A 25114-nucleotide genomic window follows, 5' to 3' on the forward strand; every position below is an offset into this window, starting at 1 on the left:
GTTCCGGAGCATCTGAAGGGAACCGATCCATGAAAGTCACCTATCATATCGTCGAACATGACGGCGGCTGGGCCTACAAGCTTGGCGACGTCTATTCCGAGACCTTTCCAAGCCACGATGCGGCATTGGCTGCGGCGCGGCGCGTCGCCGTGGAGCAACAGCAGCCGGGGCATTCGGCAGGCATTACCTGGGAAGACGCCAAAGGTGAGTGGCACGAGGAAGTGGCCCGTGGCGACGACAGGCCACAAGTCGACGTCGAGGATGGTTGATATCGCGATTCCGGTTTCGCGGACCTGTGCAAGAAAGGCGCCGCGCCGCCAGTAGGCGACCGCAAGATGCTCGCCCTTGGACAGGCCGCACGCTTCTCGCCAATGGCGGTGAATCGCTTGGACATCGATAAATTCGGCGGTGGTTCATACGCAAGCCTCGGGCCGGAGATCTCATCCAGCCCTAAAACTTGACTAACATGATCATGTTTGGCTTATAGGGTGGGCGAGGGGGCGGCAATGAAGGCCCCCGCCAGGAGATCCGCCCGGTGCAGACCAAACCTTTCGGCCCCCGCATGCACAGCGAGATCGAAGGCTTCGTTGTCGTCGGCGAACTGAAATGGCGCGCGTGGGCGGGTATCGTCGCCGACATCTGGGAGGTCGAATGCAGCGCGAGCGCCAACGGCACCTATCTGTCGCCCGACCCGCGCCTCTTCATCCCGATGGACCTGAAAGGGCACGGACGCTTCCTGCTTCGCATGGACGAAGGCGCGCGAAGCTACGCGCATGAGCTTCCCTACTCGATGAGCTACATTCCGGCGGACCAGGAGGTACGCGGCGAGGCGTTGGGGCTGACGCGCATCAAGCATCTCGACCTGCACATGAGCGAAGTCTCCATCAGGCGTCGGTTCGGACGTGCGCTGAGGCGAGAGAACCTGGTCGAACCGCGCCTTGGCCTCGAAGACGAACGGATTGCGACGCTGGCGCGCCTCATTGCCGCGACGCTCGAGGCGGATGAGCCTTGCCACGACCTTTACCTCGACGGGCTGACGAATGCGCTACTTGCAGTGCTCTTCGACGTGCGGCCAGAGACGCGAAAGCGCCGGCCAGCGCTGTCGCGCGCGCAATTGCGGTTGGTCATGGACCATGTCGACGCTCATTGCCTGGAGACGATCCGGCTGAGCGACCTGGCGCGGCTGATCGGCCTTTCGGACACCTACTTTAGTCATGCTTTCAAGGCGGCTGCCGGCGTGCCGCCGCATCGCTGGGTGATGCAGGTCCGGATCGCCAAGGCCCAGGAGATGCTGGCGCGGTCCGACCAGCCTGTCAGTGCCGTGGCGGCGCAATGCGGATTTGCCGACCAGGCACATTTCAACCGCGTGTTTCGATCGGTGGCGGGCACGACCCCGGCGTCGTGGAAGCGCGAAAATCGAGGCGACGGAGAGTGACAATCCTGCATCACTCAACGCTGCAAGCTACAATTGGGACCAAGAATGCTCAATTTTGCCAAGACTGTACAAGCCGTCGCCCTTAAGTGGAAATAAGCAGTCAAGTTTGAAGCCGGTGGGTGCCGGTATCGACTTGATCTGGGGGTAACATGACCATCGGTTTCCATCTTCGCTCCGGACTGGCGGGCAGTGTCGCGGCCGTCGCCATCATCGCGTCGTCCATTGCGCAGGCCCAGGACGGCAACGTGACGCAACTCGAGAGGCTCGTGGTCGAGGGGCAGGGCGGCGAGGCTGAGGAAGCGGGTGGCGTCGGCCCGGTCGAGGGCGTCGTCGCCAAGACGTCGCGCGTCGGTGCCAAGAGCGCGACCGCGCTGCAGGAAATCCCGCAATCCGTTTCCGTCATCGGCCGTGAGGAGATCGACGATCAGGGCGCCCAGAAGGTCGATGAGGCGCTTCGCTACACCGCCGGTGTCTTCTCTCAGCCCTTCGGTCCGGACAGCGACACGAACTGGATGTTCATTCGCGGCTTCCAGGCGACGGCGACGGGCGCGTACATGGACGGGCTGCAGCTCTTCAGCTACGGCTTCGGCGGCTTCTATGTCGACAGCTTCGGCCTGGAGCGCATCGAGGTGCTGAAAGGGCCGGCGTCGGTCCTATATGGCGGTTCCAACCCCGGCGGCATGGTCAATTACGTCAGCAAGCGTCCGGAATTTGCCCGCAAGCGCTATGTGGAAACCGGCGTCAACGATGCCGGCAACGCCTATCTCGGCTTCGACATCGGCGACGTCGTCGATGACACCATCGCGATGCGCATGACCGGCCGGATCGCCGGCGGCGATACATACAGCGACTACCAGGACGGATGGCGCGGCTTTATCTCGCCGTCGATCACCTGGAAGCGCGACGAGGAGACCAGCCTGACGCTGCTGGGCAACTACACGCACATCGACGAGAACCACAATGGCGGCAGCTTCCTGCCCTATGAAGGAACCGTCGTCGACCGTATCTTCGGCGGCGTGAATTACGGTCGCATCGACCGCGATGCCAATTTCACCGAGCCGTCCGTCGATCTTTACGAGCGCGAGCAGGCGTCGATTGGCTATGAATTCGAGCATACGCTGGACAATGACTGGAAGGTGCGTTCGCTGGCCCGCTTCGGCGTGGCGAATGTCGACGAGGTCAGCATCTATCCGGACGGCTGGGCCGATGCGACAAGCCTCAACCGTATCAATTTCGGCCACGACACCACGTCGACGACGTTCCTGATCGACAACCAGATCGAGGGCACGATCGTGACCGGTCCGGCGGAACACCGCATCCTGGCCGGCATCGACTACAAATATTACAACATCGACCAGGTCCAGTCCTCGGCGCTGTTCGGCACGACGCCGCAGATCGATGCCTTCGACCCTGTCTATGGCGCGGCGCTGACGGATCGCGTCAGCTATCTGAACCAGGACCTGACCCAGCAGCAGCTCGGCTTCTACCTGCAGGACCAGATCCGCTTCGGCGGCGGCTGGCTCGCCACGCTCAATGGCCGCTATGACCATGGCTGGCTCGAGGCGCACGACATGGCGACCTACTATTCGCCGGACCAGGATTTGATCCAGGAGCGCAGCAACGGGCGGCTTTCGGGACGCGCCGGCCTCGCCTACGAATTCGCCAACGGCGTCACGCCCTATGCCAGCGTCGCCACCTTCTTCAATCCGATCATCGGTACGGATGCCAATGGCGACCTGTTCGAGCCGGAGGAAGGCGTCCAGTTCGAGGCCGGCGTGAAATACGTGCCGACCTTCATGGATGGGCTCTTCACCTTCTCGGTCTTCGACCTGACGCGCCAGAACGTGCCGTCCAACGTCACGGCGTTCACCCAGCTTCAGACCGGCGAGGTGCGCTCGCGCGGCTTCGAGGCAGAGGCGAAGGTGAACATCACCGAGCAGTTCAAGGTCACCGCGGCGCTGACCGCCTACGACATCGAGATCACCGAAGACGAGGATGTAAGCCTGATCGGCAATACGCCATTCATCGTGCCGGAGGTGATGGCGTCGCTTTCCGCCGACTACACCTTCCGCGGCGATGCCTGGTACGATGGCGTTTCCGTCGGCGGTGGCGTGCGCTATCTCGGCTCGTCCTGGGCCGACAACGCCAACACCCTGAAGGTGCCGGACGCCACGCTGGTGGACCTCAAGATCGGCTATGCGCGCGACAATTGGGGCGTTGACCTGAACGTCACCAACCTTTTCGACGAAACCTATGTCGCAAGCTGCCAGACGGCGGTGACCTGCTCCTACGGCGAAGGCCGTTCCTTCAAGCTGCGCGCGCACGCCACATGGTGAGGCGCGATGGCTGAAGGCGCGGGCGAGCCGCTCTATCGCGCCGAGGCGCTGTCCTTCGCCGTCGATGAGACGCCGATCCTGTCGCCTCTGGCGCTCGACATCCATGGCGGTTCCATGGTCGGCATCATCGGGCCGAACGGATCGGGCAAGAGTACGCTGGTCAAGCTTCTCGCGCGCCAGCAAGCGCCTTCGGGTGGGGTGCTTACGCTGTGCGGACGGCCTGTCGGCAGCTATGGCGACCGCGAGTTTGCCCGCACGGTCGCCTACATGCCCCAGTTCACGCCGCCTGCCGACGGCATGAGTGTGGCGGAACTCGTCGCGCTTGGGCGGTTCCCCTGGCACGGCGCCCTGGGCCGGTTTTCCGACGATGATCGCGCGAAGGTTGCCAAGGCGCTGCGGCGTACGGACCTGACGGATTTTTCCGAGCGGCTGGTCGACAGTCTCTCGGGAGGAGAGCGGCAGCGCTGTTGGCTGGCGATGATGCTCGCACAGGATACGCGCTTCCTGATCCTGGATGAGCCGACCTCGGCGCTGGACATCGCCCATCAGGCAGAGATGCTCGAACTGGTGCGCGCGCAGACCCGTGAGCGGGGCGTCGCGGCGATCGTCGTCCTGCACGACGTCAACATGGCGGCGCGATATTGCGACGAGATCGTCGCGCTCAAGCGCGGCCGCGTCGCCGCCCGTGGTACGCCGGCAGAACTCGTCACGGCCGAGACGCTCGGCGCTCTTTACGGCCTTCCGATGGGTATCTTGCCGCATCCGGCTACCGGGCAGCCGCTCGGCTACGTCGTCTGAGCCATGTCGATCAGCAGGCGCACGCTTCTTGGCTTCGCGGCGTCGGCGCTGGCCGGTCCCGGCATCGCCGCAGCGCCCTCTCGCCTTGCGGTCATAGACTGGGCGTTGCTTGAGACCTGCCTTGCGATGGGGGTGGTGCCGGCTGCGGCGAGCGAATTACGACAGTATCGGCAGATCGTCCGCGAGCCTGCGGCGCCATCGACGGTCGCGGATCTGGGGCTGCGCGGCACGACCAATTTCGAGATGCTGCGCCTCGTGGCGCCGGAGTTGATCGTGATCTCGCAGTTCTACGAATATCAGCGACCTATGCTGGAGCGCGTGGCGCCCGTGCTGAGCCTGCCAAGCTACGAGGCCGGGCGGCCGCCCTACGCATTGCTGGCGGACTCGACGCGGCGTCTGGGCGAGGTGCTCGGTATTCGCGACGCCGCCGATGATTTGATCGCTGAAGCCGGCCGTGATCTCGCGAACGCCCGGCGCCTGGTCTCCGGTCACGCGGCACGGCCGGTGTTCGTCATAAGTCTTGGCGATTCCCGTCACTTCCGGGCATTCGGGGCCGATTCCATGTTCGGCGACGTGCTCGCGCGGCTGGACCTGCGCAACGCCTGGATCGACCCAACCAGCTACAGCGCGGCTGCACCGGTGGGCATCGAGGCACTGGCGCGCGTACCCGACGCCGGAATCGTCGTGATCGAGCCGCTTCCACCGGAGGTCGGTCGCGAACTGCCGCGCAACGCGCTGTGGAACGCGCTGCCGGCGGCGCGCGACGGTCGGGTCGCGATCCTGCCGCCCATCAACCATTTTGGCGGTTTGCCATCGGCACGGCGCTTTGCCGGGCTGATTTCCGCAGCGCTGCAGAACTGGCCGGCCGCATGAGGCGTATGGCGATTGCCCTGTGGGCGGCGCTTGGGCTTCTCGCCACGCTTTTGTTTGCCGTGCGCCTGCATGCCGGCTGGCCCGGCGCGGACGATCCCCTCGGCCTGCAGCGCGTGATCCTGCTGTATTCGACGTTGCCGCGCGCCGCGGTCGCGATCCTCGCCGGCGCCGCACTGGGGCTGTCGGGCTTGCTGCTCCAGCGGGTGCTGCGCAACGCACTCGCCGAGCCGTCGACGCTGGGCATATCGGCCGGCGCGCAACTTGCGATGGCGTTGGCCACCCTGCATGCGCCGTTCCTGATGGCCTGGTCTCCCGGTGCGGTCGCATTCGCCGGCGGTATCGCGGCGGTGTCGCTGGTCCTCGCGTTGAACTGGCGAAGAGGACTGGAGCCGGTGTCGGTGGTGCTGGCCGGCATGATGGTCGCGCTGACCGCCACCTCGCTCAGCGGCGCGCTGATACTCGCCAATGGCGACTATCTGTTCTCGATCTTTATCTGGGGCGGCGGCTCGCTTGTTCAGCAGAGCTGGGAGCCCACCATCGCGATCGGCGGCATGCTGGCGGTGGGCTATGCGGTCGCGTTGCTGATGATCCGGCCGCTTTCGGTGCTCGGCCTCGACGACAGCACAGCCAAGGGGCTGGGCGTCGCGGTCAATGCGGGTCGCCTCGGCGCGATCGCGCTTGCGGTGGGAATTGCCACCACCGTGGCCTCAAGGGTCGGGGTCATCGGCTTCGTCGGTCTCGCGGCGCCGGCGCTGGCGGGGCTTTGTGGCGCGCGAACGCTCGGCCAGCGCCTGGTGGCGGCACCGGTGATCGGCGCGATCCTGCTGTGGCTTGCGGACGGCATGGTGCAACTCCTGTCTGGAACGGGCGGGGAGCGCGTACCGACGGGCGCGGCAACCGCACTGCTCGGCGGACCGCTGCTGCTGTGGATCCTGCCGCGACTGCGGATGATGGAATGGCCGTCGTTGTCGCAACCTGTCGCGGCCGTGCGAAGGTCACGAAAGCCGTGGCGCATTGTCATGCTCGCCGCAGGCGCGGCCGTCGGGGTGGGACTGGTCGCTGTGATCGTGGGCAGCGGCCCCGAGGGAATCGAGATAGCGCACGGCGCGTTGCTCGCCGATCTTGCGCCATGGCGCTATCCCCGCATCCTTGTCGCGGCTGCCTGCGGCATCATGCTGGCGACAGCGGGTGTGATCCTGCAGCGGCTGACCGGCAATCCGCTTGCCAGCCCTGAAGTGCTGGGCGTCGGGGCGGGTGCCGGGGTTGGCCTTGTGGCGGTTCTGGCCGCCGACGTTAGCGCCGGGCTAGGGCCGCAATTTGCCGGCGCAGCGATCGGGGCACTCGCGACGCTTTCTCTGGTGCTGTTGGTCGCCGCATCCGGGCGTTTCGGCCCCGAGCGCATGCTGCTTGGCGGCATCGCCGTCGGGGCGGCCTGCAGCGCGGTCATCACCGCAGTGATCTCGCTCGGCAACATGCAGTCTTACGCGCTGCTGCGCTGGCTGACCGGCTCGACAAGCGAAGCGCAGCCGCTGCATGCGGCGGCCTCGATGGCTGCGGCAATGCTGTTCCTGGGGCTCGCCGCTCCGGCAGTGCGCTGGCTGAACATCCTGCCGCTTGGAGGCGCTACCGCATCAAGCCTGGGCGTGCCGCTCGCGCGCGCCCGCCTTGCGATGATGGTGCTGGCCGCGTTGATGACTGCGACCGCCTCGCTGTTCGTCGGGCCGCTGAGCTTCGTCGGCCTTATTGCCCCGCACCTTGCGCGCCTGATCGGGCTCAATCGTGCCGTCCACCATCTTTTCGGATCCGCCGTTCTCGGTACCTTGCTTCTGGTCTGCGCAGACTGGCTGGCGCGCACCGTCGCATTTCCCTACCAGTTGCCGGTCGGGCTGTTCGCCTCGCTGCTGGGAGGGCCCTATCTCGTCTATCTGCTTTCCAGGGGAACGCCATCGCGCGCCTGAGCGCCTCGCGAACGGCACATGCTTATCGTTTCGCCAATCGTGAAGATGGAAACGATTTCATCCGCTCGCGGTCAACCATAGTGTGAAGACCGATATCATTGCTTCCATGAAAATTAACTGCCCATCCTCCAGTATAGACACGTATACGGAGGCAACAATGGACCGCTTGTTTTATCTCTTGTTCGCGTTCGACGGGCGTATCGGTCGTTTGACCTACCTGTCGGGCCTGATCGTGCAGATCTTCATGATCCTGGCGACGATCGCCGCGCTGATGGTATACTACCATGCCAATCCATTCGGCGCGGTGCCAGACCAGTCGGTTGCGGCGGGATTGGGGGCGCCGGTCTCATTGTTCGTCCTATGGTCGACACTGGCGCTGTCGACCAAGCGCTTCCATGATTGCAACATGTCGGGATGGTGGTACCTGGTCACCTTCATTCCGCTGGTGGGCGCCCTCTGGTGGATCGTCTATATGCTTCTCGTACCCGGGTCCAACGGCGGCAACGACTATGGGTCCAGACCATCACGAAACGACGGCCGGCGGGAAGAGGGCGAGTCGGTGCCCGGCGGTCGGCTCGGCGGTTTCTCGATCGAGCCTGCAATTGCCGGCAATTCCATATCCGCGGCGCGGGGCGCAGGACCTCGATTTACAAACGGCCAGCCTGGAACCTTCGGGCGTCGTGGGCTGTCGTGACGCGGGACGGCACTTCTGCGTAAAATCGGCATGGGCGTGCATTGACGCCCAACCGCGCCGGCGCGATAGACGGGCATGATCCGTCGATTCTTCAGCTACTACAGCCAATGGAAGGGCCTGTTCGCCCTCGACTTCTCGTGCGCGGTGCTTGCCGGCCTGCTCGAGCTGGGGTTTCCGCTCGCGGTCACATGGTTTGTCGATGACCTGCTGCCGACGAGCCAGTGGGGCCTGATCCTTGCCTGCGCGCTCGGCCTTCTGGCGCTCTACGTTGCCAACACCGTGCTTATGGCCGTGGTGGTCTATTGGGGCCACATGCTCGGCATCAACATCGAGACGGAAATGCGCCGCAAGGCGTTCGACCATCTCCAGAAACTGTCCTTTCGCTTCTACGATGAGAACAAGACCGGCCACCTGCTTGCCCGTATGACGAAGGATCTGGAGGAGATCGGCGAAGTCGCGCATCACGGGCCGGAAGACCTCTTTATCGCGATCATGACGCTGATCGGCGCCTTCGCGCTGATGGCGTGGGTGCATCTGCCGCTCGCGCTGATCACGGCGACGATCGTGCCGGTGATGGCATGGGTGACCGCCCGCTATGGCGGCCGCATGACCCAGACATGGCAGGCGCTGTACGGGAGGGTCGGCGACTTCAACGTGCGGCTGGAGGAAAACATCGGCGGCATGCGGGTGGTGCAGGCCTTCGCAAACGAGGACTTCGAGCGGTCGCTGTTCGCGCGCGACAATGCCCGCTATCGGACCACGAAGCTGGCGGCGTACAGGATCATGGCCGCGAGCACCTCGCTGTCCTACATGTCGATGCGGCTGATCCAGCTCGTCGTGATGATCGCAGGCAGCTACTTCGTCATCGGTGGCGATCTTTCCGCAGGCGGCTTCGTCGGCTTCCTGCTCTTGGTCAATGTCTTCGTTCGCCCGATCGAAAAGATCAACGCGGTGATCGAGACGTATCCCAAGGGCATCGCCGGTTTCCAGCGGTACCTGGCGCTGCTGGATACCGAGCCCGACGTCAGCGACGGACCCGGCGCGCGTGCGGTGGAAAGTCTCAAGGGCGACATCACCTATAGGGGCGTTGGTTTCGGCTACGATGCCGACCGCCCGGTGCTGCAGAATGTCGATCTCGACATCAATGCCGGCGAAACGATTGCGTTTGTTGGTCCGTCGGGCGCCGGGAAAACGACGCTATGCTCGCTGCTGCCACGGTTCTATGAAGTGCAGCACGGCACGATCTGCATTGACGGCATCGACGTGCGCAACATGACGCTGGCTTCCTTGCGGGCACAGATCGGCATCGTGCAGCAGGACGTGTTCCTGTTCGGCGGATCGATCCGTGCGAATATCGCCTATGGGCGGCTCGACGCCAGCGATGAGGAGATCGAGCAGGCCGCAAAGCGTGCCCGCCTGGACTCGCTGATCGAGTCCTTGCCCGAGGGCCTCGACACGGTGATCGGCGAGCGGGGGGTGAAGCTCTCCGGCGGGCAGAAGCAGCGGCTTTCGATCGCACGGATATTCCTTAAGAATCCGCCCATCCTGATCCTCGACGAGGCGACGTCGTCGCTCGACACCCAGACCGAACGTGAAATCCAGCGGTCTCTCGCCGAACTGGCGGAAGGCCGCACGACGCTCGTCATCGCCCATCGGCTCGCGACCATCCGCAGTGCGGACCGCATCGTGGTCATAGACAAGTCCGGTGTCGTCGAAGAGGGTGCGCACGACCAATTGATCAAGCGCGGGGGCGTCTACAGCCTCCTGCACGCGGTCGGCTGATGATCTGATTTCCTAGCAGTCCGCGCTTGCCATCTCGTCTTCGTCGGGCGCGGTCGGGGTCACCGCCGCGTCTTCGTCCGGCTCGGAAGGCGCCTGAGGCCCTTGGATCGCAGTCTCGCCGCTGATCGGGTCGAGACCAGACGCGACCTGCGGATGATTTTGCTGCGGCGAGGAGTCAAGCTCCTCCGACTGGCTGGTGCCGATATCTGAGCCGCCGAGCCCGCCGGTCCAGCCGGTGGAGCCGGATCCGCCCGGCGCAGTACCGGAATCTGCACCCGCTACCGGCTGTGTCTCCGATTCCGAGCCTGCGGATTCCACGTCGTCGGTATCTGCCGAGGCAGTCTCTTCGGCTGACGCCTCGTGATCCGGCGCGGCATCATCCAGCGAATCATGCAGTTCACGGGCCGATTTCGTTGGGGCAACGGCGCTCGACAAGTCGACGCAGTCGCCGCGCGCTGCGTCATCCATGTCCTGCTGCTCCTCAACCGCCGCAGTCGGCGCGTCATTTCCCGTCGGAGGCGCCGACTGCGCAAAAGCAAGCGGCGCGGTCATCATCATCGTGCCCGCCAGGGGCAATGCAAACAGGAAGCGTTTCATGCCAGTGCTCTCCTCCGCTATCGGTGGACGATAAACATCTCACACGGGTTTTCGTTGCTTGACGACCCGTACCCCGGGGGCGCCTGCCTCGACGCAGCCGACGATGGCCGCGCGCGGAAATCCGCTGCCGCGTATGTCGCCGACGAGTTTCTCGGCTTCCTCGCTGGCCACCGCGACCAGCAGACCACCCGAGGTCTGCGGGTCGGTCAGGAGGTGCCGCTGCCAGTCGGCGAGGTCATCCGGCAGGGTCACGGCATCCGAATAGCTGTTCCAGTTGCGATGTGACGCGCCCGTCACGCAGCCTTCCTGCGCGAGGGCGGCGGCTTCGTCCAGCAAAGGCAGCGCTTCCAGGTAGAGTTGGACGCTCGCGCCAGCGCCGCGCGACATTTCGAGGGAATGGCCGAGAATGCCGAAACCGGTGACGTCGGTGACCGCGCTGACGGCCGCGTTGGCGGCCAGTCGCGGGCCGATGCGATTGAGCAAGGTGGTGGAGGCAACCATTTCCTCATAGGCGCGATCGGACAGCCGATCCTTCTTGATCGCTGCGGAATAGACGCCGATCCCGATGCCCTTGGTGAGGATCAAGGCGTCGCCAGCCCGCGCACTCGAATTGCGTTTGATGCGGCTCGTCGCACAGGTGCCGATCACGGCCAGTCCATAGACGGGTTCGGGGCAATCGATCGAGTGGCCGCCGGCAACGGGAATGCCCGCTTCGGCACAGATGGAGGCGCCGCCGGCGAGAATCTGGCAAATGTCGGCTGGATCCATCTTGTCGATCGGCATGCCGACGATCGCCAGCGCGAAGATCGGCGTCCCACCCATCGCGTAGACATCCGAGATCGCGTTCGTCGCCGCGATGCGGCCGAAAGTATGGGGGTCGTCGACCATCGGCATGAAAAAGTCGGTCGTGGCAATGATCGACGTCGTGCCGTCAAGATCCCAGACGGCCGCATCGTCCGCCGTCTCGGTCCCCACCAGAAGATTGGCGAAAGGGGCGGAGCGGGGCATTTCGCTCAGCAGATCCTGCAGGACGGCCGGGGCGAGCTTGCAACCGCAGCCGCCGCCATGAGCAAGGCTGGTCAGGCGTACCTCGTCGACAGGGGCGTGCACATAGACCTCCCTAGTGTTGCGGTTACGATACTTACCCAACCACGGCAAAACGTACAGTCATCAGAAAAAACAACTTTAACATGACGCATTCAGTCATATTTTAGTTCTTTTGACAGGACTCGGGCCCGGCTGTAGCATCCTCGATACCCGGTCTGCTTTGGGCGGCTAGAGTACAGAGGGAGGCCTCTTCATGAACATGGAAATCTCCAGGCGCAGCTTCTTGAAGGGAGCTGGCGCGGGTGTCGCGGCGACTACGCTGGGCGCGTTCGGCTTCGGCGAGGCTGAAGCCGCTTTCGTGGAGGGCCTGAGGCCCTACAAGTTGGCCGGGACCACCGAGACCCGCAACACGTGCCCCTATTGCTCGGTCGCCTGCGGCGTCATCATCTACTCAAAGGGCGACATCGACCAGGGAACGGCGCAGGCCGTTCACCTGGAAGGCGACGTCGATCACCCGACAAACCGTGGAACGTTGTGCCCCAAGGGTGCGGCGCTTATGGACTTCATCAATTCGGAGACCCGGCTGACGACACCGAAGGTGCGCCGTGCCGGTTCCGACGCGTTCGAGGAGATTTCCTGGGACGAGGCGTTGGACGGCATCGCGCGCCGGATGAAGGATGATCGCGACGCCAATTTCATCGAACGCAACATGGATGGCGTTCCGGTCAATCGCTGGACGACGACGGGTTTCCTCGCCGCATCGGCGACAACCAATGAGACGGCGTTCCTCACCTACAAGGCGGTACGCTCGACAGGCATCGTCGCGTTCGACAATCAGGCGCGCGTTTGACACGGCCCCACGGTAGCCAGTCTGGCTCCAACTTTCGGTCGTGGTGCAATGACGAATTCGTGGACGGACATCCGTAACACGGACCTCGTCGTCATCATGGGCGGCAATGCCGCCGAAGCCCACCCATGCGGCTTCAAATGGGTCACGGAGGCCAAGGCGAACCGTGGCGCGAAACTCATTGTCGTCGATCCGCGGTTCACGCGTTCGGCATCGGTTGCTGATTATTACGCGCCCATCCGGCAGGGGACCGACATCGCGTTCCTGCTTGGCGTCATCAAATATTGCATCGACAACGACAAGGTGCAGTGGGACTACGTCAACGCGTTCACCAATGCCGGATACATCGTCAAGGAAGGCTTCACCTACCAGGACGGGCTTTTCACCGGTTATGACGCCGAGAAGCGCGAATACGACAGGGGAACCTGGGACTACGAGATCGGTGAGGACGGGTATGCCGTCATCGACGAGACCTTGCAGAATCCGCGCTGCGTCTGGAACCTGCTGAAGGATCACATCGCGGTCTACACGCCCGAGATGGTCGAACGCATCTGCGGCACGCCAAAGGACAAGTTCCTCAAAGTCGCCGAGATGATCTCGGAATGCTCCACGCCGACGAAGACGATGACGTCGATGTACGCGCTGGGCTGGACGCAGCATTCCAAGGGCTCGCAGAACATCCGCTCGATGGCGATGCTGCAGCTCATCCTGGGCAATATCGGCGTACGCGGCGGAGGGATGAACGCGCTTCGCGGGCATTCCAACATCCAGGGGCTGACCGACATCGGCCTGATGTCGAACCTGATCCCGGGATATCTCAACATCCCGACCGAGCGCGAGGTCGACTACGCCACTTATATCGGCTCGCGCGGGTTCAAGCCGCTCCGCCCGAACCAGATGAGCTACTGGCAGAACTATCCGAAGTTCTTCATCTCCTTCCAGAAGGCGATGTGGGGCTCGGCGGCGACCGCGCAAAACGACTTCGCCTATGACTACCTGCCGAAGCTCGACCTACCGGCATACGACGTGCTGCGGGCCTTCGAGATGATGGACCAGGGGCAGATGCATGGCTATTTCTGCCAGGGCTTCAACCCGTTGATGTCATTCCCGGATCGCGGCAAGATCACGCGTTCGCTGTCGAAGCTCACCTATCTCGTGGTGATGGATCCGCTGGAGACGGAAACGTCCCGGTTCTGGGAGAACCATGGCGAGTTCAACGACGTCGACTCCGGCGCGATCCAGACCGAGGTCTATCAGCTCCCCACGAGCTGTTTTGCCGAGGACGAAGGCGCGCTGGTCAATTCCGGTCGTTGGCTGCAATGGCACTGGCCTGCCCAGAACCTGCCCGGCGAGGCCAAACACGACACTTGGATCATTGCGCAACTTCACCTGCGGTTGAAGAAGCTCTATCAGGAGGAGGGCGGACCGTTTCCCGACCCGATCCTCAACCTGCACTGGCCATATGCCGATCCGGAGGACCCGAAGGCGGACGAGATCGCACGTGAACTGAACGGCTATGCCGTCAGCGATCTGCGCGATCCCAACGATGCCAGCACGGTCCAGATTGCCGCCGGCCAGCAGCTTCCGGGCTTCGCCGCATTGCGCGCTGACGGATCGACGGCCTGTGGCTGCTGGATCTATTCCGGGTGCTTCAACCAGAACGGCAACAACATGGCGCGACGGGACAACAGCGACCCCGACGCCACCGGCGCCTATCTGAACTGGGCCTTCGCATGGCCTGCGAACCGGCGCATCCTATATAATCGCGCTTCCGCAGATCTCGACGGCAAGGCATGGGATCCCGATCGCAAGCTGATCGAGTGGGATGGTGCGAAGTGGTCAGGCTATGACGTGCCCGACATCGCGCCGACGGCGAATCCGCGCGAAGTGGGGCCGTTCATCATGAACCCGGAGGGCCAGTCACGGCTCTTCACCAGGGGCATGATGCGCGACGGACCGTTCCCGGCACACTACGAACCGTTCGAGTCGCCCATCGCCAACGTCATCGCGCCTGCGATCCGTGGCAATCCGGTGGCCCGGGTGTTCGAAAGCGACCGGCAAACCTTCGGCGATGCATCGGAATTTCCCTACGCGGCGACGTCCTACAGGCTGACGGAGCATTTCCACTACTGGACGAAGCACGTCTGGGTGAATGCTGTCCTGCAACCGGAGTTCTTCGTCGAGATATCGGAAGCTCTGGCGGAGGAAAAGGGCATCGAAAAGGGCGGCTGGTGCCGGGTCTGGAACAAGCGTGGCTCCATTCACGCCAAGGCGGTGGTGACCAAGCGCATCCAGACGCTGATCTGCGATGGCCAACCGGTACACATCGTCGGAATCCCGCTGCACTGGGGGTTCACCGGCGCAGCGAAGAACGGCATGGGCCCCAACTCGCTGACGCCGTTCGTCGGCGACGCCAACATCGAGACGCCGGAATTCAAGGCGTTCCTGGTCAACATCGAGCCGTCCAGCGGACCGGCGACGGCATAGGGGAGGATCGGCCATGACAATCAACGTCAATCCGCCCGTCGCGCCGGACACGCAGCAGACGATGGGACCACAGGACTATATCCGGCGCTCAGCGTCTTCGGTGCCGGTACCCGAGCGCCAGCTCGAGCCTGTCGCCAAGCTCATCGACGTGTCGAAGTGCATTGGCTGCAAGGCCTGCCAGGCGGCGTGCCTGGAATGGAACGACTTGCGCGAGGAAGTCGGCGTCAACACCGGCGTCTACGAGAATCCGCACGACCTGACGCCCAACACGTTCACGCTGATGCGTTTCACCGAATGGGTGAACCCGGAGACGGACAATCTCGAATGGCTGATCCGCAAGGATGGCTGCATGCATTGCGCCGATCCCGGCTGCCTCAAGGCCTGTCCCGCGCCCGGTGCAATCGTCCAATACTCCAACGGGGTCGTCGACTTCGTGAAGGAAAACTGCATCGGCTGCGGCTATTGCGTGAAGGGGTGCCCATTCGACATCCCGCGTATCTCCAAGGTCGACAACCGCTCGTACAAGTGCACCTTGTGCTCCGACCGTATCGCGGTCGGGCAGGGGCCGGCCTGCGCCAAGGCATGCCCGACCAAGGCGATTGTCTTCGGTACCAAGACAGAGATGAAGGCGCACGCGGCGGAGCGGATCGAAGACCTGAAGTCGCGCGGCTATGCCAATGCGGGACTATATGACCCGCCCGGCGTGGGAGGCACGCATGTGATGTATGTGCTGCACCATGCCGACAAGCCGTCAATTTATGCAGGGCTGCCTGACAACCCGCGCATCTCGCCGCTCGTCGAGGCCTGGAAGGGCGTGACCAAATATGCCGGTCTCGCGGTGATGGGTTTCGCGGCCGCCGCCGGCTTCGTGCATCTGGCCGTGTCGGGACGCAACCGCGTCACGGTCGAGGACGACGAAGAAGCACGGCGCCTGGCCGAACACGCACCGGGGGCCGAACCGCTCGACCCGAGCAAGGAGACCCTGTCATGACCGACAGCACGCTCCAGGGACACAATCGGCAGACACCCGAGGTCAGCAAGAAGGATATCGACCGTGGCGACCGTCTGCGTGTCGGCCGCGCGGTGGTCGTCGATCGCTACGGAAAATGGGCGAGGATCAACCACTGGATCACGGCGATCAGCCTGATCCTGCTGGCGCTTACCGGCCTGTCCCTGTTCCACCCCTCGCTCTACTGGCTAACGGCGCTTTTCGGCGGCGGACAGATCACACGGATGATCCATCCGTGGATCGGGGTGGTACTGTTCTTCTCGTTCCTGGGCCTGTTCATCCGGTTCTTCCGGCTCAACCTGCCGGCGCGTGAAGATGCCCAGTGGGCGGCGCGTATCGGCGACGTGCTCAAGGGCAACGAGGAGAAACTTCCGGAAGTCGGCAAGTACAATGCCGGGCAGAAATTCGTCTTCTGGGCGATGTCGATCCTCATCGTCATCCTGATTGTCTCGGGCCTGGGCGTATGGGAACGGTATTTCTCGCAATACCTGACCGTCGAACAAATGCGCGTCGCGGTGCTGGTGCACGCGATTGCCGCGGTTGCGATCATCTGTGTGTGGATCATCCACGTCTATGCCGCCTTCTGGGTCGCGGGAACGCTGCGCGCCATGACGCGTGGCAATGTCAGCGGTGGATGGGCGTGGCGGCATCATCGCAAATGGCTGCGAGCGCTGGCCGCCTATGGAAAGCGCGACGATCAGACCAAGTAGGCAGTCCAGATCGGCGACGTTGTTTGCCCTGCGTGACATTGTGCCGGGCCGCGTCATAGAATGCCGCGTCGCCTCTGCCGCACGTGGTGGGTGGCTCGGGGAGGAATGAATGCCGCGTAAGATTCCCGTTGCCGGAGACATGACTGCCATCGGCGACGTGAAGACGCCGCCATTCGCGCGGGTGCCTGACCCGATGCGCCTGTTCGAGCGCCGCGCCAAACGCTTCCATCAGCTTTCCGGAGCGGACGGGATCGGTCCGTATCTGGGCTTTCTCGCGGCGATCGCCGAAGCGCAGCAGGCGCTTGCCGAAACCTTGCCGGCCGGCCGGCCCATGGAGGAGCGGACGCTCGATCGTGCGCTCGAGCATGGCATGCCGCCGCTCGACCGCAACGCCTTTCGGCCTGACGACGATTTCGTCTCATTGAGCGACATGCTCTTCGGCAGGCTGGAGCCGATCGATAAGCCAGCCGCGGCGGAAGCTTCACTCGCTGCGGTGCGTGCCTACGATCATGGCCGCATGGCACTCGCGGTCGCCGACCTGATGGCCGATTCCGTGCCGGCCGACGCGATGGCGGAATATGCTTATGTGGCCGCGGCACTGCAGCTTCACTTCGTCCGCGCCGCATCGAGGCTGCCCGAGCGGCGGCTGACATCGGTGGGCGAGGGCGCGTGTCCGGCTTGCGGCGGACCGCCGGTAAGCTCTCTCATCGTCGGATGGCCGCAAGCGGGCGGTGCCCGCTTCTGTTCGTGCGCGCTGTGCGCGACGCTGTGGCATCACGTGCGCATCAAATGCACGATCTGTTCCTCGACCAAAGGCATCCGCTATCAGGAGATCGAAGACGGGCCGGGAACGATCAAGGCGGAGACCTGCAGCGAGTGTGGCTGCTACGTCAAGATGCTCAATCAGCAGAAGGACGTCTCGCTCGATCCCTTCGCCGACGATGTCGGTAGCCTCGGCATCGATCTTCTGATGCGAGAAACCAAGTTCCGGCGCGGTGCGTTCAATCCGTTCCTGCTTGGGTATTGACTGGGCATCGCCGATGAACGCCAGCTTCCGTGCCATCCCCTCCGTCGACGCCGTCTTGCGTTCGTCGGCGGGAGTCTTGGCGGTGGAGCGGTTCGGACGTGTCGAGGCGACGTCCCGCATTCGCGATCTGCTCGATGCCGAGCGCGATGCAATCGCCAAGGGCGCAGCGCCGAGGAATGCTGAAGGTATCGCCGCAATGGCATTCGCGGTGCTCGAAGCGGCCTCCGCTCGTTCGTTGCGGCCAGTCTTCAACCTCACCGGCACGGTGCTCCACACCAATCTCGGTCGTGCGGTGCTGGCCGAAGCGGCCATCGAAGCCACGGTCGATGCGATGCGCGGCGCGGTCGCGCTCGAATACGACCTTGCAACCGGCGGGCGCGGCGAGCGTGACGACCATATGCGCGCGCTCATATGCGAACTGACCGGTGCGGAAGACGCGACGCTCGTCAACAACAATGCGGCGGCGGTGCTGCTGGTGCTGAACACGCTGGCGGGTCACGGTGGCGGCGCGGTCGTCTCGCGCGGCGAGCTGATCGAGATCGGCGGCGCCTTCCGCATGCCCGACATCATGGCGCGCGCCGGCGCGCGGCTGATCGAGATCGGCACGACCAATCGCACGCACGAAAAGGATTACAAGGCCGGGCTCGCACAGGAGGGCGTGTCGCTGATCTTGAAGGTGCACACGTCGAATTATCGCATCGAGGGCTTCACCAAGGAGGTCGATGCGACCGTGCTGGCGCGGCTGGCAGGCGAGGCCGGCGTGCCGCTGGTCAACGATCTCGGCTCGGGAACGCTCATCGACTTGGCATTGTGGGGACTGAGACGGGAGCCAACCGTCCGCGAGGCGGTGGCGGAGGGCGCCGATCTCGTCACCTTCTCCGGCGACAAGCTGCTGGGCGGTCCGCAGGCGGGCTTCATCGTCGGGCGCAAGGACCTGATTGCTGCAATCAATCGCAACCCGATGAAGCGCGCCCTGCGGGTCGACAAGCTGCGGCTCGCCGCGCTGGAAGCGACACTGAAGCTCTACCGCGATCCCGACAGGCTGGCCGAGCGCCTGCCGACGCTGCGCCTGCTGGCGCGCTCGCGCGACGATATCGCCACGCTGGCGAAGGCGATCCTGCCGCGCGCTGCCGCGGCCGTTGGCGCGACTTACGACGTCGTGGCTACTGATTGCGCCAGCCAGATCGGGTCGGGTGCGCTGCCGCTCGACACGCTCCCGTCGGCCGGTATTTCGTTCCGCCCGGTCGATGGCAGCGGAGGGGCGCTTGAATGGCTGGCTACGGCGCTGCGCGGGCTTCCGATCCCGGTGATCGGGCGGATTACCGAGGGCGCTCTCGTGCTCGACCTGCGCTGCTTGGAAGAGGCCGATCGCTTTGCGGACAATCTGGATGGGCTGGCGCATGGGCTGGCTTGACCGGTTCGCACGCGGCAAGGTTCCAGACGATGCCATGGCGACGGCGCTCGCTGCCGCGCAGGCCGGAGATTATGCCGCCGCGTTGTCCATCTGGGAGCCTATGGCGCGGGCCGGCAATGCACGGGCGCAGAACAACATCGCAGCCTGTTTTTCCGGCGGCCACGGCGTTGAGGAAAACGCGGAACTGGCGGCAAAATGGTTCAGGCTGTCTGCCGCGTCCGGCGATCCGGTCGGGCAACGCAATCTAGCGACCTTGCATTTTCGTGGCGACGGCGTGCCGCAGGATGATGACGAGGCGATGCGGCTCTATCGCCTGGCCGCCGGGCAGGGGGACGCGCTTGCGCAGGACATGCTGTCCTGGATGCTCGCCGAACAAGGCGACTACGAAGAAGCGCGCCTCTACGCCGAGCAGGCGGCGGCACAGGGCGTGGCGGCCTCGATGACGAGGCTTGGCAACCTGCATCACGACGCACTGGGCGTGGAGCGCGATGCCGGTGCCGCCGTCGCGTGGTGGACACGCGCGGCGATGCTGGGCGATGCCGACGCACAAGCGATGCTGGGCGCAGCGCACCTGACAGGAGGCGGCGTCGCGGCCGACCCTGTGGCCGCACTTTGCTGGCTGATCCGTGCGCGCGACGGCGGCTCCAAGCTCGCGCACAAGTTCATGCCGGCGGCGACCGGGGCGCTTTCCGGCGAGGAGCGCGCCGAGGCGGCGCGGCGGGCTTCTTCTCCGCTCCCGTCGAGGGGCGTGCCATGATCATCGGCACGGCAGGCCATATCGACCACGGCAAGAGCGCGCTGGTGCGAGCACTGACCGGCGTCGAGCCAGACCGCCTCAAGGAGGAGAAGGCGAGGGGCATTTCGATCGATCTCGGCTTCGCCTACAGAACGCTGGCGAACGGTGCGCGGATCGGATTCATCGACGTGCCAGGGCACGAGCGCTTCATCCATACGATGCTGGCCGGCGCCGGCGGCATCGATTTCGCGCTTCTCGTGGTGGCAGCCGACGATGGCGTCAAGCCGCAGACCCGCGAGCATCTGGCGATCTTGGACCTGCTTGGCGTGCGGCGCGGGATGGTGGCGATCACCAAAGCTGATCTTGCCGACGAGGATCGCCTGCTCGGGGTCGAGATTGAGATCGAGACGCTGCTGGCAGGCAGCAGCCTTGCCGGATCGAAGGTGCTGCCGGTGTCGAGCATGACGGGCATCGGCATGGCCGCACTCGAGGTCGAACTCGCCGACGCGGCGCTGGCGCTGGGCCGGCGCCATGCCGGTGGGCGGTTCCGTATGGCAGTCGACCGCTCCTTCATCATCCAGGGCGCGGGAACCGTCGTCACCGGGACGGTGCTTTCGGGAGAGATCGCCTTGGGTGATGCGGTGACGGTAAGCCCGAGCGGGCTGAGCGCGCGTGTGCGCTCGATCCATGCCCAGAACGAGAAGGCACAGACGGGCCGGGCCGGCGACCGCTGCGCGCTCAACCTGGCAGGCGAGTCCATCAGCCGCGACGCCATTGCGCGGGGCGACATGGTCGTCGACCCGTCGCTGCATGCGCCCACGGCGCGCATCGACGCCGAACTCGACGTGTTGTCGACCGAACCTCGCCCGATCGGCCAGTGGTTTCCCGTCCACCTTCATCACGCGGCGAGCCAGGTGCCGGCGCGGATCGTCCTGCTCAGCGACGAGGCGATTTCGGCGGGTAGCAGGAGCATTGTGCAACTTGTGCTCGATCGGCCGATCGCGGCGGCGGTTGGCGACCGCTTCGTCGTTCGCGACACGTCGGCGCAACGCACGATCGGTGGCGGGCGCTTTCTCGATATACGTGCGCCGGCGCGCCGGCGGCGTTCTCCGGAGCGCAAGGCACAGTTGCGGGCGATGTCGCTTCACGAGCCGCAGGCGGTAATGGATGCGCTGCTCTCCGCGCCGCCCTATCTGGTCGACCTCGAACGTTTCGCGCAAGACCGGGCGCTCGGTGTCGTGGCGATCGAACGGCTCGCGCAGGATGTCGTGCGAATTCCGCCAGACGGCGGATCGTTTGTCATGGCAGCGGCGCGATGGATGCTGATGCGGCGACAAATCCTTGCCGATCTGGACGCGTACCATGCGGAAAACCCTGACCAGCCGGGCATGGGGCTGGAGCGCCTTCGCGTGGCGGGGGACATCCGTCCGCCAGCGCCGGTGTTTCGCCTGATGCTGCAAGGCTTGCAGCGCGAGGGCGCCATCTCGCTTGACGGTGCATGGGTGCGGTTGCCGCAGCATGTCGTGCGGTTTGCTCCGGAAGAAGAGCAGACCTGGCATCAGGTGCAGCCGCATCTTGTTGGGGAAGACCGGTTCCGGCCGCCGCGAACACGCGATCTCGCGACCATGCTGGACACGCCCGAACAGACAATGCGGACTATCTTGAAGCGCGCCAGCCGGATGGGGCTGGTGCATGAGGTGGCCCATGACTGCTTCTTCGCACGACCGGTGCTGGCACAGATCGTCGTCATCTTGCAGGATATCGCGTCGAACAAGGCGAGCGGCGCGTTCGTCGCCGCCGATCTTCGCGATAGGCTCGACAACGGCCGCAAGGTGGCCATCGAAATTCTCGAATTTCTCGATCGCCACGGCGTTACGCTGCGGCGCAGCGATCTGCGACGGCTCAACCCGCACCGGCTTGACCTTTTCGGGCCAGCCGGCGAAGCGGAACAGATTGGAAGAGAATCGTCCCCGGTGGGGCGTCCGGACTTCAAATCCGGGTGGGGCCGCGAGACGGTCCCAGGTGGGTTCGACTCCCACTCTCCTCCGCCAGCGTCGCGGAGCGCCACATGAACGAGGACCACCCCTTCATCGCCGCGCTGCGCGCCGAGGCAGCCAGATGCGAGGAGGCGGAAACCGAGTTCCGGCGAACGATGAACGCTCGTCTGGCGGCGCTGACGCAGGCGCGCGCCTTCGCGAACCGGCGCATGAACCTGATGCGCTCGATGCTCGATGTGGTGACGCGCTGCGAAGATCGTGATGTCGCGGTGGCCAGCGCGCTGTCCGTGTTGCGCGGCAGGCTCGGCTGGCGTGACGACAGCCCGGCGCGCGACGACGTGCTGAGCGAATATGCGAAGCTGGCCGGAGCGGGTTTCGACGCGACGCATCAACCGGAGGCGCCGGCCGAAGCCAGCGCCGAACCCGTCGATGTTGGCGAAGCCCTGGAGGCGTTCGAGCAATGGTATGTCGGCGCCCGCGGCAAGCCGTTCTGGGTCCTGTTCGAGCACTACATGCCGGAGACGCAGCTTGTCGACTTCTGAGGAACGCCCATCCCGCTTCGATGCCTGGCTGCCGGCAGAATACCGTGCGCGCGGCGATTTCACCGTGCTCGTCGTGCTTGTAGCCATCGGCGAAACCTCGATCGACCTGCTGCGCTCGACCTTCATCAACGTCATCGGCGACGAGACGCGGTGGCGCGAGGTCAGGGCGTTGCTGGAAGGTGCTGGCGTTGCGTGGGATGGCGCGGCGTTCTTTCCGGTCGACAGCTTCATTCGCGGTGCGGTGCCCAATGAGTTGGCCCGGTCTGAATTGCGCGACCTTGAAGCGCGGCTGCGTGAAGACCGCATGTTGCTCAATGAGGGGCATTTCTTCGACCGCAAGGGCAGGCGCATGAAAGTCGAGGAGAGCGACGAACCCGGTTCGGCCGCCATGCATGGCTGACGGCGATCGACTCGTCAGCCGAGTTCAAGGGTGGTGATGGCGAAGACACCGTCGAGCGCGATGACCGGCTTGGGACCGCGATACATGCGAGTGGTTGCAAAGCCGGGTTCCAGGCCCTCGTCCTGCAACCATTCGCCGAAACGTTCGGCGGTGTCCGGAACGTCGAGATGGATCGCGTCGTCGCAACGTGCAGCAAGCGCGGCCAGCAGAGATCGCGCCGTCCTCTCGTCGCGGGCAAAGAGCGGGCCGATCTTGTAGCCCTCCCGGCATTGCCGGGCGACGCCATAGCCAGCAACGGTCCCGTCTTCCGTGTGCGTCAGGGCAATGTGCGGCGGTTCGAGCCAAGCTTGCAGAAAGGACGGTCTGGCTGCGGGGAAGAAGCTGCGGTCGAAACTCTCGACCAGCCTGAAATCCGCGGTGAGAATGGCGTCGCTGTCGGATGGCGGCAGGGTCTTGAGGCGGCCGCTGTAGCGCAGCGTGCCATAGGACGGGAGGAACCCCATGCTGCCATAGTTCGCCTGTTGTGCGGGCACGGCGTCGAGCCCGATCGTGCGCGATCCCAGCCGTGCCATTCCTGCGTCCCATACGGCTCGGCCATGGCCGAGCCCGCGCATGGCGGGATCGCAGATGTAGAGGCCGATAAAGCCAAACCTATCGTCATAGGCGAGGGCGGAGATGCCGGCGACCATCCTGTCGTCGACGAATGCGCCGAGGAAGCCTTCAGGATCGGCCGACCGAAAGGCCGCGGCGTCCGCGATGCCCGGATTCCAGCCTTCGCCGGCGGCCCAGTCGACCAGCACATCGATGTCGGGCTGGGCCAGGGTGCGTATCCGCGGCGCGGGCGCCATCGTCAATTCGTCGCCTCGCACAGCGAGAATTCGGAGAGGAGTCCGTCAAACGGCTTCGCCGAGGGCGGTGCGTAGGCGCCGCGCTTGCTCGTGGATAGTCCCAGCGAGACCAAGGCCTCGGCCTGCTTAACGGCCGCGCTGACGCCATCGACGACCGGCACGCCGAACTCCCGCTGCAGGCTGGCGGCGAGATCGGCCATGCCTGCGCAGCCCAGCACGATCGCCTCCGCGCGATCTTCTTCGAGCGCCAGCGCGATCTCGTTGCGAAGCTTGCCGACGGCGCCGGAAGTCGGGTCCTCAAGCGCCAGCACCGGCACGCCAGCCACCCGGACGCGGGCCTTTCGCGCCATGCCGTAGCGCCGCACGAGATCTTCCACGGGCACCCGCGAGCGTTCGCTGGTTGTGACGACGGTGAACCTGCTGGCGATGATGGAGGTAAGGGAAAGCGCCGCTTCGCAGATGCCCAGCACGGGAATGTTCGCCATCGCGCGCGCGGCATCGAGCCCGGTATCGTCGAAGCAGGCGATGATCGCGGCTTCGGCCCCTTCGCGTTCGCCGCGTCGGATGGCCTCCAGCAGCCCGGGAACGGCAAAGGCCTCGTCGTAGTAGCCCTCGATGGAGGCCGGCCCCATCGTCGAGGTCAGGGGGTCGACAATCGTCCCTGTCGCGGCAGCGGCGCGCGCTGCGGTCGCGATCGTCTGCGTCATGGAGGCGGTCGTGTTCGGATTGACGACGAGAATGCGCATGATCGGTCCCGGTCAGCCCCGCAGCCTGCGCCGTCCGAGCCAGACGATGATGCCGAGCGTGACGGCGATCACGAGGAAGGAAAAGACGGTGGTCACCGTGCCGAGCGCGTAGAGCACCGGCGTGGTGACGTTGGTGGTCATGCCGTAAATCTCCAGCGGCAGGGTATTGTAGGTGCCCGATGTCATCAGCGTGCGCGCGAACTCGTCATAGGAAAGTGTAAAGCCGAACAGGCCGACGCCGATGAGCGATGGCGCGATCATTGGCAACAGCACGTGGCGGAAGGTCTGCCACGAACTTGCTCCCAGGTCACGGGCCGCTTCTTCGTAGGCCGGTGAAAAGCGGTTGAAGACGGCGAACATGATGAGGACGCCGAAGGGCAGCGTCCAGGTCAGGTGGGCGCCGAAGCCGGACGAGTACCATGCGGGGCGAAGGCCCAATTGCTGAAACATCACGCCGATGCCAAGCGATATGATGATCGAAGGCACGACGAGGCTGGCGACGGAAAGATAGAACAGCGCTGTCGCACCGATGAACCGGCGGCGGAAGGCGAGCCCCGCGAGAAGCGAGACCAGCACCGTGACCAGCATCACGCCGATGCCGAGCGCGAGGGAACGGCGGAAAGAACCGCCGAAATCACCCACCGCCTGCTGCTGGGTCAGGTTCCAGAACCAGTGCAGCGACACGCCGTTGAGCGGGAAGGTCAGGCCGCCGCTCGGCCCCTGGAAAGACAGGATCAGGATCGCCGACAGCGGACCGTAGAGAAATAGCACGAATAGGGCGAAGAAGCCCGTCAGGACCCAGAATTCGAAGCCGCGCTTGTCACCGCCCAT

At 64.6% G+C, this 25114-nt stretch carries 21 protein-coding genes, 1 tRNA gene and 1 pseudogene; 18 read left to right on the plus strand and 5 right to left on the minus strand.

The window, feature by feature from the left end; all coding sequences use genetic code 11:
• Positions 1-29: 29 nt before the first annotated feature.
• The 8 genes from AAFN84_RS03315 (at position 30) to AAFN84_RS03350 (ending at position 9876) form a co-directional block, all read left to right on the plus strand.
• A complete protein-coding gene (locus tag AAFN84_RS03315; RefSeq protein ID WP_347513083.1) occupies positions 30-269 on the plus strand; it encodes a DUF2188 domain-containing protein in 240 nt (79 codons plus the stop codon).
• A 266-nt stretch (positions 270-535) separates the two neighbouring features.
• The gene (locus AAFN84_RS03320) at positions 536-1435 is read left to right on the plus strand and encodes an AraC family transcriptional regulator (RefSeq protein ID WP_347513084.1); all 900 of its coding nucleotides are present in this window, start codon (positions 536-538) and stop codon (positions 1433-1435) included.
• A gap of 149 nt (positions 1436-1584) precedes the next feature.
• Entirely contained in the window at positions 1585-3771 is a 2187-nt protein-coding gene (locus AAFN84_RS03325) for a TonB-dependent siderophore receptor (RefSeq protein WP_347513085.1), read from the plus strand.
• Positions 3772-3777: 6 nt separating this feature from the next.
• Positions 3778-4569 (plus strand): ATP-binding cassette domain-containing protein, encoded by a 792-nt coding sequence (locus tag AAFN84_RS03330; RefSeq protein WP_347513086.1) that lies wholly within the window; start codon positions 3778-3780, stop codon positions 4567-4569.
• A 3-nt stretch (positions 4570-4572) separates the two neighbouring features.
• Positions 4573-5442, plus strand: coding sequence for an ABC transporter substrate-binding protein (locus AAFN84_RS03335; RefSeq protein WP_347513087.1), 870 nt, complete (start codon positions 4573-4575; stop codon positions 5440-5442).
• A 5-nt stretch (positions 5443-5447) separates the two neighbouring features.
• Positions 5448-7400, plus strand: a complete 1953-nt coding sequence (gene fhuB, locus AAFN84_RS03340; protein ID WP_347513088.1) for a Fe(3+)-hydroxamate ABC transporter permease FhuB — start codon at positions 5448-5450, stop codon at positions 7398-7400.
• 157 nt (positions 7401-7557) lie between these two features.
• A complete protein-coding gene (locus tag AAFN84_RS03345) occupies positions 7558-8094 on the plus strand; it encodes a DUF805 domain-containing protein (protein WP_347513089.1) in 537 nt (178 codons plus the stop codon).
• Positions 8095-8169: 75 nt separating this feature from the next.
• Positions 8170-9876: an ABC transporter ATP-binding protein gene (locus tag AAFN84_RS03350; RefSeq protein WP_347513090.1), complete on the plus strand. Its 1707-nt coding sequence runs from the start codon at positions 8170-8172 to the stop codon at positions 9874-9876.
• A gap of 12 nt (positions 9877-9888) precedes the next feature.
• On the opposite strand, the gene AAFN84_RS03355 is transcribed toward AAFN84_RS03350, so the two are convergent.
• Positions 9889-10473 carry a hypothetical protein gene (locus tag AAFN84_RS03355; protein ID WP_347513091.1) on the minus strand — a complete coding sequence of 195 codons (585 nt, stop codon included), beginning with the start codon at positions 10471-10473 and terminating at the stop codon, positions 9889-9891.
• Positions 10474-10512: 39 nt separating this feature from the next.
• Positions 10513-11583 carry a selenide, water dikinase SelD gene (gene selD, locus AAFN84_RS03360; protein WP_347513092.1) on the minus strand — a complete coding sequence of 357 codons (1071 nt, stop codon included), beginning with the start codon at positions 11581-11583 and terminating at the stop codon, positions 10513-10515.
• Between the two features lie 190 nt (positions 11584-11773).
• On the opposite strand from selD, the gene fdnG reads away from it, so the two are divergent.
• The 10 genes and pseudogenes from fdnG to AAFN84_RS03410 all read left to right on the plus strand — a co-directional run bounded on the left by fdnG (position 11774) and on the right by AAFN84_RS03410 (position 22689).
• Entirely contained in the window at positions 11774-14854 is a 3081-nt protein-coding gene (gene fdnG / locus AAFN84_RS03365) for a formate dehydrogenase-N subunit alpha (protein ID WP_347513093.1), read from the plus strand.
• Between the two features lie 13 nt (positions 14855-14867).
• On the plus strand, positions 14868-15845 hold the full coding sequence (gene fdxH, locus AAFN84_RS03370; protein WP_347513094.1) for a formate dehydrogenase subunit beta: 978 nt from the start codon (positions 14868-14870) through the stop codon (positions 15843-15845).
• Entirely contained in the window at positions 15842-16573 is a 732-nt protein-coding gene (locus AAFN84_RS03375) for a formate dehydrogenase subunit gamma (protein ID WP_347513095.1), read from the plus strand. Before fdxH ends, AAFN84_RS03375 begins: the two co-directional genes overlap by 4 nt.
• Positions 16574-16682: 109 nt before the next feature.
• Positions 16683-17600: a formate dehydrogenase accessory protein FdhE gene (gene fdhE, locus AAFN84_RS03380; protein ID WP_347513096.1), complete on the plus strand. Its 918-nt coding sequence runs from the start codon at positions 16683-16685 to the stop codon at positions 17598-17600.
• A 13-nt stretch (positions 17601-17613) separates the two neighbouring features.
• Positions 17614-19014, plus strand: a complete 1401-nt coding sequence (gene selA / locus AAFN84_RS03385; protein WP_347513097.1) for an L-seryl-tRNA(Sec) selenium transferase — start codon at positions 17614-17616, stop codon at positions 19012-19014.
• Entirely contained in the window at positions 19001-19771 is a 771-nt protein-coding gene (locus tag AAFN84_RS03390) for a tetratricopeptide repeat protein (protein ID WP_347513098.1), read from the plus strand. The genes selA and AAFN84_RS03390 overlap by 14 nt, the downstream gene beginning before the upstream one ends.
• Positions 19768-21594, plus strand: a pseudogene (gene selB / locus AAFN84_RS03395) (selenocysteine-specific translation elongation factor); the annotation flags it as partial. The gene AAFN84_RS03390 and the pseudogene selB, both read left to right, overlap by 4 nt.
• Before the next feature lie 111 nt (positions 21595-21705).
• A tRNA-Sec gene (locus tag AAFN84_RS03400) sits at positions 21706-21801 on the plus strand.
• A gap of 17 nt (positions 21802-21818) precedes the next feature.
• Entirely contained in the window at positions 21819-22289 is a 471-nt protein-coding gene (locus tag AAFN84_RS03405; protein ID WP_347513099.1) for a hypothetical protein, read from the plus strand.
• Entirely contained in the window at positions 22276-22689 is a 414-nt protein-coding gene (locus AAFN84_RS03410) for a hypothetical protein (protein ID WP_347513100.1), read from the plus strand. The genes AAFN84_RS03405 and AAFN84_RS03410 overlap by 14 nt, the downstream gene beginning before the upstream one ends.
• 14 nt (positions 22690-22703) lie before the next feature.
• On the opposite strand, the gene AAFN84_RS03415 is transcribed toward AAFN84_RS03410, so the two are convergent.
• Genes AAFN84_RS03415 through AAFN84_RS03425 form a run of 3 tightly spaced genes read right to left on the minus strand, consistent with a single transcriptional unit; the run spans position 22704 to position 25114 of the window.
• Complete coding sequence (locus tag AAFN84_RS03415; protein ID WP_347513101.1) at positions 22704-23537, minus strand: GNAT family N-acetyltransferase; 834 nt, start codon at positions 23535-23537, stop codon at positions 22704-22706.
• Between the two features lie 2 nt (positions 23538-23539).
• Positions 23540-24283: an aspartate/glutamate racemase family protein gene (locus AAFN84_RS03420; RefSeq protein WP_347513102.1), complete on the minus strand. Its 744-nt coding sequence runs from the start codon at positions 24281-24283 to the stop codon at positions 23540-23542.
• Positions 24284-24295: 12 nt separating this feature from the next.
• Positions 24296-25114, minus strand: a complete 819-nt coding sequence (locus tag AAFN84_RS03425; protein ID WP_347513103.1) for an ABC transporter permease — start codon at positions 25112-25114, stop codon at positions 24296-24298.

The organism is Mesorhizobium sp. CAU 1741 (assembly GCF_039839275.1).
Classification (GTDB): Bacteria; Pseudomonadota; Alphaproteobacteria; order Rhizobiales; family Rhizobiaceae; genus Aerobium.

Bases quoted from the DNA above. Each gene is read 5' to 3' on its own strand.
- fhuB (WP_347513088.1), top strand. From the start codon at position 5,448: ATGGCGATTGCCCTGTGGGCGGCGCTTGGGCTTCTCGCCACGCTTTTG.
- AAFN84_RS03315 (WP_347513083.1), top strand. From the start codon at position 30: ATGAAAGTCACCTATCATATCGTCGAACATGACGGCGGCTGGGCCTAC.
- fdxH (WP_347513094.1), top strand. From the start codon at position 14,868: ATGACAATCAACGTCAATCCGCCCGTCGCGCCGGACACGCAGCAGACG.
- AAFN84_RS03405 (WP_347513099.1), top strand. From the start codon at position 21,819: ATGAACGAGGACCACCCCTTCATCGCCGCGCTGCGCGCCGAGGCAGCC.
- AAFN84_RS03355 (WP_347513091.1), bottom strand. From the start codon at position 10,473: ATGAAACGCTTCCTGTTTGCATTGCCCCTGGCGGGCACGATGATGATG.
- AAFN84_RS03390 (WP_347513098.1), top strand. From the start codon at position 19,001: ATGGGCTGGCTTGACCGGTTCGCACGCGGCAAGGTTCCAGACGATGCC.
- selA (WP_347513097.1), top strand. From the start codon at position 17,614: ATGAACGCCAGCTTCCGTGCCATCCCCTCCGTCGACGCCGTCTTGCGT.
- AAFN84_RS03425 (WP_347513103.1), bottom strand. From the start codon at position 25,114: ATGGGCGGTGACAAGCGCGGCTTCGAATTCTGGGTCCTGACGGGCTTC.
- AAFN84_RS03345 (WP_347513089.1), top strand. From the start codon at position 7,558: ATGGACCGCTTGTTTTATCTCTTGTTCGCGTTCGACGGGCGTATCGGT.
- fdhE (WP_347513096.1), top strand. From the start codon at position 16,683: ATGCCGCGTAAGATTCCCGTTGCCGGAGACATGACTGCCATCGGCGAC.
- AAFN84_RS03325 (WP_347513085.1), top strand. From the start codon at position 1,585: ATGACCATCGGTTTCCATCTTCGCTCCGGACTGGCGGGCAGTGTCGCG.
- AAFN84_RS03420 (WP_347513102.1), bottom strand. From the start codon at position 24,283: ATGCGCATTCTCGTCGTCAATCCGAACACGACCGCCTCCATGACGCAG.
- AAFN84_RS03330 (WP_347513086.1), top strand. From the start codon at position 3,778: ATGGCTGAAGGCGCGGGCGAGCCGCTCTATCGCGCCGAGGCGCTGTCC.
- AAFN84_RS03350 (WP_347513090.1), top strand. From the start codon at position 8,170: ATGATCCGTCGATTCTTCAGCTACTACAGCCAATGGAAGGGCCTGTTC.
- AAFN84_RS03415 (WP_347513101.1), bottom strand. From the start codon at position 23,537: ATGGCGCCCGCGCCGCGGATACGCACCCTGGCCCAGCCCGACATCGAT.
- AAFN84_RS03335 (WP_347513087.1), top strand. From the start codon at position 4,573: ATGTCGATCAGCAGGCGCACGCTTCTTGGCTTCGCGGCGTCGGCGCTG.
- AAFN84_RS03375 (WP_347513095.1), top strand. From the start codon at position 15,842: ATGACCGACAGCACGCTCCAGGGACACAATCGGCAGACACCCGAGGTC.